Source organism: Rhizobacter sp. P5_A1, from assembly GCF_056400745.1.
The window spans coordinates 149867-161703 of sequence record NZ_JBFUKR010000010.1 but is presented as its reverse complement, the minus strand read 5'-3'; the positions used below and the strand labels follow the sequence as shown (position 1 = coordinate 161703).

The following is an 11837-nucleotide window of genomic DNA, read 5'->3' as shown; positions in this document are numbered from 1 at the left end:
GCCTGGCGATTGCCCGCAGGCTCGACCTTCATTGTGCACGCCGAAGCGCGAGCCTGTAGCATGCCGGCTCGCATACCCAATGACCCGGAGACAAGAACCATGTCGATCACCATGCACTCGGCCAGCGCGCCGATCTTCATCACGATGCTCAAGAACCTGAGCGTCTGGCTCGACAAGGCCGAGGCGCACGCGCAGGCGAAGAAGTTCGAACCGAGCGTCTACCTCGGCACGCGTCTCGCACCCGACATGCTGGCGTTCACGACCCAGGTCCAGATCGCCTGCGACACCGCAAAATTCGCGATCGCGCGGCTCGGCGGCGTGGACGCGCCGAAGTTCGACGACGCCGAGGCGAGCCTGGCCGACCTGCGCGAGCGCGTGAGCGCGACGATCGAGTACATCAACTCGGTGCCGGCCGCGAAGGTCGACGGCAGCGAAGACAAGGAGATCACGATCCCGCGCCGCACCGGCCCGATCACGATGAAGGGCGAGGCCTACCTGAAGCACTACGCGCTGCCGAACTTCTTTTTCCACGTGACGACCGCGTACGCGCTGCTGCGCCACAACGGCGTCGATCTCGGCAAGATGGATTACCTGGGCGCGCCCAGGTCCTGATCAGACCTGGCCGAACAGCGCCTTGCGCTGCGGCGTGTAGTGCCACCAGGGCGCGGCCGGCGCGCCGCGCATGAAATCGACCGCGGCCATGAAGGTGTCGAGCACGCAGGGATCGTGGCGCTGGTCGGTTGCGGCGCAGAGCTTCTGGTAGAGCACGAACGCATCCTTGCCGCGCAGGTCGGAAGGGCGCTCGATGCCGATCAGGCGCAGGTCGGCGGCCAGCGACGGGCCGATGTTCGGCAGCTGCTCGAGGGCAGTGCATTCGGCGGCGTTGGCGGCCTTGGGTGACTTGATTGCGGCCATGGTTGTCGCCGTCACATCATCATGTTGTTGCGGATCAGGCCGACGGCCAGGCCCTCGAGTTCGAACTGCAGTTCGCCGGCGTCGGCGCCGCTGGTGGGCACGACGATGGTCTGGAAGTCGGGGTTCTCGGGAATCAGCTCGATGCTGTTGCGGGTGCGCCGAAAGCGCTTCACGGTGACCTCGTCACCGAGCCGCGCGACGACGATCTGCCCGTTCTTCGCGTCTTTGGTGCGCTGCACCGCGAGCAGGTCGCCGTCGATGATGCCGGCGTCGCGCATGCTCATGCCGCGCACTTTCAGCAGGTAGTCGGGCCGGCGCGGGAACATGCTGGCCTCCATCAGGTAGGTCTGGTCGATGTGCTCCTGCGCCAGGATCGGGCTGCCGGCCGCGACCCGGCCGATCAGCGGCAGGGTCAGCTGCGCGAGGCTCGGCAGCGGCAGGCTGAACTGCTTGCCGCGCTGCAGGTTCAGCTGGCGCAGCGTCTCGGAGCGCAGCCGGATGCCGCGCGAGGTGCCGCCGACCAGCTCGATCACGCCCTTGCGTGCGAGCGCCTGCAGGTGCTCTTCGGCGGCGTTCGCCGACTTGAAGCCGAGCTCGCTGGCGATCTCGGCGCGCGTGGGCGGGGCGCCGGTGCGCTCGATCGCGCTTTGCACCAGATCGAGAATCTGCTGTTGCCGGTCGGTGAGCTTGGGCGGTTCGTACACGGGATTTCCTTGATGATGGCGGCTTGGGTAGCGCTGTGCCTTCGCACCGCACCCGCCTCACTGGAAATTCATCCAGCACCTGTATTTTCATCCAGCTTCCAGAAAAATGCAAAACCATGTATCGAAGGTCGTCGTGCTCGGCACCGGCGGGACGATCGCGGGCGCCTCGGCGGATCCCTCCGACAACGTCGGCTATGTGGCCGCGCAACGCGCGGTCGCCGACCTCGTTCGCGGCGTGCCGGCGCTCGCCGGCGTCGCACTCGAGGTCGAGCAGGTCGCGCAACTCGACAGCAAGGACATGGACCACGCGACCTGGCGCGCGCTCGCGCTGCGCTGCGCGCTGCACCTGGCCCGGCCCGAGGTGGCCGGCCTCGTCGTCACCCACGGCACCGACACGCTCGAAGAGACCGCGTGGTTCCTGCAGCGCGTGCTGGCGCCGGCCAAGCCGGTCGTGCTAACGGCGGCGATGCGGCCGGCCACCGCGCTGCAGTCCGACGGCCCGCAGAACCTGCTCGACGCGGTCGTCGTCGCACGCATCGCGGGCGCGCGCGGCGTCGTCGCGTTGCTGGGTGGACAACTGTTCGGCGCGCGCGACGTGCGCAAGGTGCATCCGTACCGGATTGACGCGTTCAGCGCCGGCGACGCCGGCGTGATCGGCATCGTCGAGGAGGGCCGGTTGCGCCTGTTCCGCGCGTGGCCGGACAGCGGCGCCGCGATCGGCGTCGAGGCCTTGCCCGATGCCGATCGGTGGCCCTTCGTCGCGATCGTGACCAGCCATGCCGGCGCGAACGCCGCGGTCGTGCGGGCGCTGTGCGCGGCAGGCGTCCGGGGTCTTGTCGTGGCCGCGACCGGCAACGGCAGCGTGCACCATGAACTCGAGACGGCGCTGCTCGAAGCCCAGCGCGACGGCGGCGTGCAGGTGCTTCGCAGCACCCGCTGCGGCAACGGTCGCCTGCTGGACGCCGGCGACACCGCGCTCGCGTCGGCCGACGACCTCACGCCCGCGAAGGCGCGGGTCGAGTTGCTGTTGCGCCTGGTGACGGGCGCGGTTTAGGGTCGACGCGGCGTGGCGTCGTCGGAATCGAACGGCTGCGTGTCGGCGAAGCCGTGCGCAGTGGTCTGGGGCGCTTCGAACACCAGCCCCGCCGCGATCTCCGGCGCTAGCTTGACGCTCAGCCGCGCCGCGGCCGGCGGCGCGCTGGCAGCCTTCGCGGAGGCCGCCGTCGTCGAGGCCATGCGCCAGGTCGACAGATCCTTCTGCAGCTGCGCGACCTGCTGACGGGCCTGCTTGACCTGCTCCTGCAGCGCATCGCGGTCGCTCTGCAGCTTGCCGAGGCGGTGCTCGAGCCGGCGTCGCTGGCGGCCGTAGCGCCAGCGGCAGACCCCGGTCGCCACGGCCGCGCCGAGCGCCGCCAGCACCAGCCAGGAGGTTGTGAAGTCTTGCATGGTCTTCGGCCTATCGGCCGTCCGCGGCGAGACTTGAGCCCCACGGGCTAGGGCTTTCACTACTTCCGGCATCAAGTTGTGCCGCCTCGCGGCCGATATCCCCCGAGTGCCCCGGCACGGCGGACGAGATGCCGCCGTGCCGGGCCCGAGTCGCCGCTGTTCGGCGATCCTGCTCGAAAGGGAACCTGATGGAGGCCTTGCCCGTCCGCGTCGCGTTGTTCGCGGCCGCCTTGTTGCTCTGTCTCTATTTGCCGCACGTGGCGCTGGACATGGTCCGGCGCACGCGCGCGCATCGTCATGCCAGTCCGTGGGGCTGGCTGCTCGGCGGCGCCGCATCGTGGGGCACCAGCCTGTCGGCCGCGCTGTTGCTGACGCTGCTGGCGCGCCACGGCGAGCTCGACCTGTCGCACGACGGCGCCTTGCTGCTCGCGTCCTGGCTGGTGAGCATGGGCACGGCCTTCGGGCTCTATGCGTCCGCCGCGGTCACGCTCGCCGGCTGGCGCGGCTGGCTGCGCATCAGCGCCGGGGTCGCGCTGGGAACGAGCGCTTCGTTCGGCCTGCTGCTGGTCTCGCTGCAGCCGGTGAACCCGTGGGCGGCGCTGTGGGCGCAGTCCTGGCTGCTCTCGGCGATCACGGCCGGCACCAGCGGCCTGCTGGTGGCCTACATCCTCGCGAGCGAAGGCCTGCTGCAGCTGCCCGCGCGCTTCGTGCAGACGGCCTCGGCCGGCGCCGGGCTGGCAATCGCGGGCTTGCTGTGGCTCTCGATCGGCGACGAGGTGTCGTCCGGCGCGCCCGACAACATCATCGGCCTGCCGACCGCGCATGCGGCCTTGCTCGCCGGCGTCGCCACCGTGCTGTCGCTCGCGGTGACGCGCTTCATGTCACGCGTCCAGCGCCACCTGGTCGATCGCACCGACGGGCTCGAGCGCTCGCTGCGCCAGGCCAACTCCGACTTGCAGAAGATCGCGTACCACGACGCGCTCACCGGCCTGCCGAATCGGCTCGTGTTCGAAGACAAGCTGCTCGCCGCGGTCGGCCGGGCCGATCAGGCGAAGGCGCGCCTGGCCGTGCTGTTCATCGACCTCGACGGCTTCAAGCCGATCAACGACTCGTTCGGCCACAGCAGCGGTGACGCGGTGCTGCGCCAGGTGGGCGATCGGCTGCGGCGCCTGTCGCGCTCGGCCGACACGATGGCGCGCGTCGGCGGTGACGAGTTCCTGATGCTGCTCGAAGGCGATGCCGACGAGCAGAGCGCCGCGCAGGTCGCCGCGCGCATGCTCGCCACGCTCAGCGAGCCGTACTCGATCGGCAGCCGCGAGGTCGCGGTGTCGTGTTCGATCGGCATCGTGTTCTACCCGGATGGCGGCGCGCAGCCGAAGCTGATCGCGCGCGCCGACGCGGCGATGTACGCCGCCAAGCGCTCCGGCGGCGCCTGCTACTGCTTCTTCGAGCCGAGCATGGAGGCCGATGCGCACGAGCAGCTCGACCTGCAGCGCGACCTGCGCCTGGCGCTGGAGAAGAACGAGCTCGAGCTGTTCTACCAGCCCAAGGTCGACGCCCACAGCGGCAAGGTCACCGCCGCCGAGGCGCTGCTGCGCTGGAAGCACCCGACCAAGGGCATGGTCGGCCCGGCCACGTTCATTCCCGTGGCCGAGCGTTTTGGCCTGATCGGCACGCTCGGCAACTGGGTCATCGAAGATGCCTGCCGCCAGTCGCGCGCGTGGCGCGACAAGGGGCTGCGCATGCGCGTGGCGATCAACCTGTCGGCGTTCCAGATGCGCCAGGACGATCTGGTCGAGCGCATCACGACCGCGCTGGCGCGGCATCGCATCGACCCGTCGCTGCTGACCTGCGAGATCACCGAGTCGGTCGCGATGGAGGACACGCGCGCGACCCAGACCACGTTCAAGCGCCTCGGCGACGCCGGCGTGCACTTGTCGATCGACGACTTCGGCACCGGCTATTCGAGCCTGAGCTACCTGCGCAAGCTGCCGGCCGAGGAACTGAAGATCGACCGCAGCTTCGTGATGGACATCGAGACCAGCGCCGACGCGCGCGCCGTCGTCGATGCGGTGATCCACCTCGCGCATGCGCTCGGCCTGAAGGTCGTCGCCGAGGGCGTCGAGACGGAACGCCAGCGCGACGTGCTGATCCAGCTCGGCTGCGACGAACTGCAGGGCTACCTGTTCGCCAAGCCGATGTCGGCGCGCGCGCTGCTGCTGTGGGCCAGCGACGATCGCGAGCGCGAGGCCGCCTTCAAGCCCTCGTTGTTCGGCGAGACGCGGCCGGTGACGGCCGGCGACGTGCTGGCCCAGCGCCACGCCGTCACGTCGACGGTGCCGAGGGCGACGCGCCACGGCGGGCCGGCGAGCGGCGGCGCATTCGCCGATACCTTGCCGGGCGAACGGCTCGATCCGTGGGCCGTCACGGCGGTGCTCGACCCGGGCAGTTCAGACGGTCGTTGAGAAGAAGCCGATGCGATCGGCGACGTGGCCGGACCAGACGTCGTGCTTCTGGCGATCCTGCGCCAGCAGGATCTGCATGCGCGACGCCAGCACCGGCACCACGCTGAGCCCGGCGGTGTGATCGGCCTTGAGCTTGACGATTCGCGACGGCTTGTCGACTGCGACGATCAGCCGCGTGCCGTCGAGCATCAGCGGCACCAGGCGGAACTTGGCAGCGATGCCCTGCGGCAGTTTCGCGATCGCCTTCGGATCGATCGGAAAGCGCGTCAGGTCGACCAGCGGATAGCCCATCTTGTGGGCCAGCGCGGTCTGCAGGCTGCCGCGCGAAATCAGGCCGCTGGCCACCAGCGACTCGCCGAGCGGGACATCGCGGGTCTGGCGCGCCAGTGCGCGTTCGAGCTGGGCCGGCGTCAGCAGCCCGAGCTCCAGCATCGACTGGCCGAGCGGGCGGATCGGCATGCGCTGCTGGCGCTCGATCGCCGCGAGCAGCTCGGTCGGGCTCGCGATCCACATGCGGGCGGCCACCTCTTCGGCGGACGCGCCGAACTCGGCGAGCGTGTACGCCGTGCGCGGTACGAACACGCGCTGCAGCGCCGCTTCCTCATCGACCGGTGTGAACAGGTACAGGCCCTCGGGCGCTTCGACGCGGCCGGTGGTGCGCCCGCTGACGACCGCCGCGCCGGCATTCAGCTGCAGGCGATAGTCGCGCTCATGCGCGGCGGCCGGCAGCCGTTCGACCGGCACCGGGCCGATCTGCACGACCGGCTCCAGCGTTGATTTCAACGTGAGGCGGCGAATGCGGGCGAATGGCAGCTCGACCGCCGGTCCGGCGCTCGAGCTGCGGAAGGTCAGCGTGCGCCCGGCCGGGTCGAAGCCGAGCATCTCGCCGTCGACCGCCGTGCCGGCCCGGCTCTCGATGCAGCACGGCTGCGCCACATCGTGCGCTGGCGCCGGCCGATGCCGCCATGCGAAGGGCGGCGCGGGCCACTGCCAGCGTCCAGGGTCTTCGGGGGCGTCGGTGATCAGGGTCGGAAACGGGGTCACGGCAGGCAGCGCAGAGGACGAGCGGGATTGCGGCGGCCACCTCGATGGCCGGAACCCAGCGTACGCCCTTCCGCGCTGCCGTGAGCGATCGAGAAAGCGCCGGATGCGCCCTCTTTTGGGCCGATCCGCCAATGCTCAGGCGACCGTCAGCAGCACCTCGATGTTGCCGCGCGTCGCGTTCGAGTACGGGCACACCTGGTGCGCGGCTTCGACGATCTTTTCGGCGGCGGCGCGCTCCATGCCCGGGATCGTGACGTTCAGTGCAACCTGGATGCCGAAGCCGGCCGGGATCGGGCCGATGCCGACATCGGCCTTGATCGACGTGTCGGCCGGCAGCGTGATCTTCTGTGTCATCGCGACGTACTTCATCGCGCCGATGAAGCAGGCCGAATAGCCGGCCGCGAACAACTGCTCGGGGTTGGTGCCGACGGCGCCGCTGCCGCCCATTTCCTTCGGCGTCGTGAGCTTCAGGTCGAGCACGCCGTCGGACGACTTGGACGTGCCTTCGCGGCCGCCGGTCGAGGTGGCGTGGGCGGTGTAGAGAACTTTGTCGAGCTTCATGGTGCGTTCCTTCGTGGAGCGGTGGTGGGGGAAATCAGGCGGCCGCCGGCGCCAGTTGGCCGGCGATGTTGGCGCGCAGCGCTTGCAGTTGCGCGGTCAGTTCGGAGAGCTCGCTGAGCTTGCAGCCGGTCGCGCAGGCGACCTGCACCGGCACGCTCTCGGCGCGGCGGCGCAGCGCGCGGCCGGCCGCCGTGAGCGTGACGATCACGCGGCGCTCGTCGCCGACGGCGCGCGCGCGGGCCAGCAGGCCGGCCGCCTCCATGCGCTTGAGCAGGGGCGTCAGCGTGCCGGAGTCGAGGTACAGGCGCTCGCCGAGTTCGCCGACGCCGATCGCGTCGGTCTCCCACAGCACGAGCAGCACGAGGTATTGCGGATAGGTCAGACCGAGCGCGCCGAGCACCGGCTTGTACAGCTTGGTCATCACCAGCGAGCTCGAGTAGAGCGCGAAGCAGAGCTGGCGATCCAGGCGCTGCAGCTCGCGCGGATCGGACTTCAGGACGCTGGTTCTGGTGCTCGACATGCCGCCAGTATATTACATCGCTGGCAATTTGATTGTGTGCAATTGAAATGCCGGACGGCGACGCCGAATGCACGACTCGACGGCCGAGGTCGGGGCGTGGCTCGCGATCAGCCGGCCGGCTGGGCGCTCAATGCGTCGAGCCGGGTTCCGAGCTCGAGCCAGCGGGCCTCGAGCGTCTCGATCTCGTCGACGATCTGCTTCAGGCGCTTGCCTTGCTCGGCCCGTTGCGCCGGCGCGAGGCCCGGTGCGGCCAGCGCCGCTTCGACGCTGTCGCGGTCGCTCATCAGCACGCCGAGGCGGTTGTCGATGCCGGTCAGCTCCTTGCGCAGCGGCTTCAGCTCGTCGCTGCGCTGCTGGCGCACCGCGGCGCCGACCTTGCGATCGCCGGCGCTCGACGCCGGGGCCGGTGGCATCGCAGGCGTCGCGGGTGCCGCCGCGGCAGGCGCCGCCGCGCCGCGCTTGCGCTTGGCCTTGTCGCCCTTCGACTGCTCGCGCGAGGCTTCGCGCGATTGTTCGAGCAACCACTTCTGGTAGTCGTCGAGGTCGCCGTCGAAGGGCTTGACGGCGCCGTCGGTGACGAGCCAGAACTCGTCGCAGACCTCGCGCAGCAGCGCGCGGTCGTGGCTGACCAGCATCACGGTGCCCTCGAACTCGTTCAGCGCCATCGACAGCGCCTCGCGCGTCGTCAGGTCGAGGTGGTTGGTCGGCTCGTCCATCAGCAGCAGGTTGGGGCGCTGCCAGACCAGCATCGCGAGCACGAGCCGCGCCTTCTCGCCGCCCGACAAGGTGCCGACCGGCTGCGTGACCATCTCGCCGACGAAGCGGAACGAGCCGAGGAAGTCGCGCAGCTCCTGTTCGCGGCCGGCCGGGCCCTTGTCGCGCGCGAGGCGGACCATGTGCATCAGCGCGCCGTCGTCGAGCGAGAGCACGTCGAGCTCCTGTTGCGCGAAGTAGCCGATCGACAGGCCCTTGCCCTCGGTGATGTCGCCGGCCAGCCGCGGCAGGTCGCCGACGATCGTCTTGACCAGTGTCGACTTGCCCTGGCCGTTCGCGCCGAGGATGCCGATGCGCTGGCCGGCGAGCACCGACCGGTTGATGTTGTCGACGATGCGCGCCTCGTGGCCCGTCTCGGAACGGTATCCGCACGCGACCTGAGAGAACGCGAGCATCGGGTTCGGCAGATTCAGCGGCTCGCGGAACTCGAACTGGAAGTCGGCGCTGGTCAGCACCGGGCCGAGCTTCTCCATGCGCGCCAGCGCCTTCACGCGGCTTTGCGCCTGCTTGGCCTTGCTCGCCTTGGCCTTGAAGCGGTCGATGAACTTCTGCAGGTGCGCCATGCGCTCCTGCTGCTTCTGGAAGTTCGCGGCGGCCTGCAGCAGGCGCTCGGCGCGCATCTCTTCGAACGCGGTGTAGTTGCCGGTGTAGCGGGTCAGCTTGGTCGCATCGAGGTGCAAGGTGACGTTGGTGATCGCGTCGAGGAACTCGCGGTCGTGGCTGATCACGATCATCGTGCCGCTGAAGCGCTTCAGCCAGGCCTCGAGCCAGACGAGGGCGTCGAGGTCGAGGTGGTTGGTCGGCTCGTCGAGCAGCATCAGGTCGGCCGGGCACATCAGCGCGCGCGCGAGCTGCAGCCGCATGCGCCAGCCGCCCGAGAAGCTGTTGACCGGCGCATCGAGTTCGGCCGTCTTGAAGCCCAGCCCGAGCAGCATCGCCTGCGCGCGCGGCCGGGCGTCGAAGCCGCCGGCATCGCTGATCGCATGGTGCGCGTCGGCCATCGCGTGGCCGTCATCGTCGAGCTCGGCCTGCACGAGCTGGGCCTGCGCTTCCATCAGGCGCGTGTCGCCTTCGAGCACGAAGTCGGTCGCGCCCTGGTCGGTCTCGGGCATCTCCTGCGCGACCTCGCCGATGCGCCAGCGCGGCGGCATGCCGACGTCGCCGGCGTCGGACTGGAGCCGGTGGGTCAGCAACGAGAACAGCGAGGACTTGCCCGCGCCATTGCGGCCGACCAGGCCGACCTTCTCGCCCGGCTGCAGCACGACGCTGGCCTGGTCGAGAACGAGTTTGACGCCGCGGCGCAGCGAGACTTGGTTCAGAACGAGCATGGGGAGGGCAATCGGGAAAGTAGGTGTTCAGGACCAGCGGTACTTGGCGAGGGCTTCGCGCGTGACGAGCAGGACCTGATCGTCACCGGCACTGGTTTCGAGCCACGCAACCTCGAGGCGGCGGAACGCGTGCTCGAAATGCGCGCGCTCGTTGCCGATCTCGAGCACCAGCACCGCGTCGACGGTCATGTGCTTCGCCGCTTCGCGCAGGATTCTGCGGATCAGGTCCATGCCGTCGTCGCCGCCGGCCAGCGCGAGTGCCGGTTCGGCGCGGTACTCGGCCGGCAGCGTCTGCATGCTCTGCGCGTTCACGTACGGCGGGTTGCACAGGATCAGGTCGTACGGGCCGCGCACCGCCGCGAGCAGATCGGACTGCAGCAGCGCGATGCGCTTGCCGAGCTTGTGCTGGTCGATGTTGATGCGCGCGACCGCGAGCGCGTCTTCGGAGACGTCGGCGGCATCGACCGTGACTTCCGGGTACGCCATCGCCGCGATCACCGCGAGGCTGCCGTTGCCGGTGCACAGGTCGAGCACCTTGTGCGTCTGGTCGGAGAGCCAGGCGTCGAGCGTGCCGGTCTGTTCACCGTCGACGAGCAGTTCGGCGATGAACGAGCGCGGCACGATCGTGCGCTCGTCGACGTAGAACGGCACGTTCTGCAGCCAGGCCTCGCGCGTCAGGTAGGCGGCCGGCTGGCGCGTCTCGATGCGCTTCGTGATCAGCGCTTCGGCCTTGGCCTGTTCGTCGGCGGTGAGTTCGTTCTTCGCCTTCACCTCGAGCGCGTCGAGCGGCAGGCCGAGCGCCCACAGCACCAGCCACGCGGCTTCGTCGAAGGCGTTGCCGGTGCCGTGCCCAAATGAAACGCCCGCCTGTTTGAGGCGGGCGGCTTGCGCGGTGATGAGGTCGATCAGGGTCATGTCAGCAGTCGAATCAGCGTATCGCGGTAGATGTTCTTCAAGGGTTCGAGGCTCGCGACCTCGACCCGTTCGTCGATCTTGTGGATCGTCGCGTTCAGCGGGCCGAACTCGATGACCTGGGGGCAGATCTTCGCGATGAAGCGGCCGTCGGAGGTGCCGCCGGTCGTCGAGAGTTCGGCGGCGATACCGGTCTGGCCGCGGATCGCGGCGCAGAGCGCCTCGCTCAACTCGCCGACCGGCGTCAGGAACGGTTCGCCGCCGAGCGTCCACGCAAGCTCGTATTTTAGGCCGTGGCGGTCGAGCAGCGCCTGGACGCGCTGCTGCAGCGCCTGCGGCGTCGATTCGGTCGAGAAGCGGAAGTTGAAGTCGACCACCGCATCGCCCGGGATCACGTTGCCTGCGCCGGTGCCGGCGTGGATGTTCGAGACCTGCCAGCTGGTCGGCGGGAAGTACGCGTTGCCTTCGTCCCAGCGCGTTGCGACGAGCTCGGCGAGCGCCGGCGCAAGCGCATGGATCGGGTTCAGCGCCAGGTGCGGATACGCGATATGGCCTTGCACGCCGATCACGCGCAGCTTGCCCGACAAGGTGCCGCGGCGGCCGTTCTTGATCATGTCGCCGAGGCGCTCGACCGAGGTCGGTTCGCCGACGATGCAGTAGTCGAGCCGCTCGCCGCGCGCGGCGATCCATTCGCAGACGCGCACCGTGCCGTCGAGCGCCGGGCCTTCTTCATCGCTGGTCAGCAGGAACGCGATCGAGCCGGCGTGGTCCGGCGCCGCCGCGACGAACTCCTCGGTCGCGACGATCATCGCGGCAAGCGAGGTCTTCATGTCGGCCGCGCCGCGCCCGTAGAGCTGGCCGTCGCGGTGCGTCGGCACGAACGGGTCGCTGGTCCATTGCGCGAGCGGCCCGGTCGGCACGACGTCGGTGTGGCCGGCGAACGCGAGCAACTTGGCGGCCGTGCCCGCGCTGCCGCGGCGCAGCGCCCAGAGGTTGGTCACGCGCCCGTCGTTGGGCCCGTACTCGAGCGTATGGCACTCGAAGCCCAGCGCTGCGAGCCGTTCGCGGATCAGCGCCTGGCAGCCGGCATCGACCGGCGTGACCGAGCGGCGCGAGATCAGCTGCTCGGCGAGCTGCAGCGTGCGTGACATGGCGAAGGCGCGCGACC

12 protein-coding genes are annotated in these 11837 nt (G+C 69.6%); 3 read left to right on the top strand and 9 right to left on the bottom strand.

Annotation, left to right across the window (positions count from 1 at the left end; genetic code table 11):
* The first annotated feature begins 99 nt into the window (after positions 1-99).
* Positions 100-612: a DUF1993 domain-containing protein gene (locus AC1DTW_RS13705; protein ID WP_477981702.1), complete on the top strand. Its 513-nt coding sequence runs from the start codon at positions 100-102 to the stop codon at positions 610-612.
* On the opposite strand, the gene AC1DTW_RS13700 is transcribed toward AC1DTW_RS13705, so the two are convergent.
* Positions 613-915: a helix-hairpin-helix domain-containing protein gene (locus AC1DTW_RS13700; protein ID WP_477981700.1), complete on the bottom strand. Its 303-nt coding sequence runs from the start codon at positions 913-915 to the stop codon at positions 613-615.
* Positions 916-926: 11 nt separating this feature from the next.
* Positions 927-1619, bottom strand: coding sequence for a transcriptional repressor LexA (gene lexA / locus AC1DTW_RS13695; RefSeq protein WP_477981698.1), 693 nt, complete (start codon positions 1617-1619; stop codon positions 927-929).
* Positions 1620-1725: 106 nt separating this feature from the next.
* Here lexA and AC1DTW_RS13690 point away from each other — a divergent pair, with 106 nt between their 5' ends.
* Positions 1726-2673 (top strand): asparaginase, encoded by a 948-nt coding sequence (locus AC1DTW_RS13690; protein WP_477981696.1) that lies wholly within the window; start codon positions 1726-1728, stop codon positions 2671-2673.
* Here the strand turns inward: AC1DTW_RS13690 and AC1DTW_RS13685 are convergent.
* Positions 2670-3065 carry a hypothetical protein gene (locus AC1DTW_RS13685; protein ID WP_477981695.1) on the bottom strand — a complete coding sequence of 132 codons (396 nt, stop codon included), beginning with the start codon at positions 3063-3065 and terminating at the stop codon, positions 2670-2672. The genes AC1DTW_RS13690 and AC1DTW_RS13685 overlap by 4 nt on opposite strands.
* A 188-nt stretch (positions 3066-3253) precedes the next feature.
* Between AC1DTW_RS13685 and AC1DTW_RS13680 the strand changes: the two genes are divergently transcribed.
* Positions 3254-5530, top strand: a complete 2277-nt coding sequence (locus tag AC1DTW_RS13680; RefSeq protein WP_477981694.1) for a putative bifunctional diguanylate cyclase/phosphodiesterase — start codon at positions 3254-3256, stop codon at positions 5528-5530.
* Here AC1DTW_RS13680 and AC1DTW_RS13675 read toward each other — a convergent pair.
* The 6 genes from AC1DTW_RS13675 to dapE form a co-directional block, all read right to left on the bottom strand.
* Positions 5516-6574 (bottom strand): cyclic di-GMP-binding domain-containing protein, MshE-related, encoded by a 1059-nt coding sequence (locus AC1DTW_RS13675; protein WP_477981693.1) that lies wholly within the window; start codon positions 6572-6574, stop codon positions 5516-5518. The genes AC1DTW_RS13680 and AC1DTW_RS13675 overlap by 15 nt on opposite strands.
* A 135-nt stretch (positions 6575-6709) precedes the next feature.
* Positions 6710-7135, bottom strand: coding sequence for an organic hydroperoxide resistance protein (locus AC1DTW_RS13670; protein ID WP_477981692.1), 426 nt, complete (start codon positions 7133-7135; stop codon positions 6710-6712).
* Between the two features lie 34 nt (positions 7136-7169).
* The gene (locus AC1DTW_RS13665) at positions 7170-7655 is read right to left on the bottom strand and encodes a MarR family winged helix-turn-helix transcriptional regulator (RefSeq protein ID WP_477981691.1); all 486 of its coding nucleotides are present in this window, start codon (positions 7653-7655) and stop codon (positions 7170-7172) included.
* Between the two features lie 107 nt (positions 7656-7762).
* On the bottom strand, positions 7763-9757 hold the full coding sequence (locus tag AC1DTW_RS13660) for an ABC-F family ATP-binding cassette domain-containing protein (RefSeq protein ID WP_477981690.1): 1995 nt from the start codon (positions 9755-9757) through the stop codon (positions 7763-7765).
* A gap of 27 nt (positions 9758-9784) precedes the next feature.
* Positions 9785-10672 (bottom strand): 50S ribosomal protein L3 N(5)-glutamine methyltransferase, encoded by an 888-nt coding sequence (gene prmB, locus AC1DTW_RS13655; RefSeq protein WP_477981689.1) that lies wholly within the window; start codon positions 10670-10672, stop codon positions 9785-9787.
* Entirely contained in the window at positions 10669-11820 is a 1152-nt protein-coding gene (dapE, locus tag AC1DTW_RS13650; protein ID WP_477981688.1) for a succinyl-diaminopimelate desuccinylase, read from the bottom strand. The genes prmB and dapE overlap by 4 nt, the downstream gene beginning before the upstream one ends.
* Positions 11821-11837 lie beyond the last annotated feature (17 nt).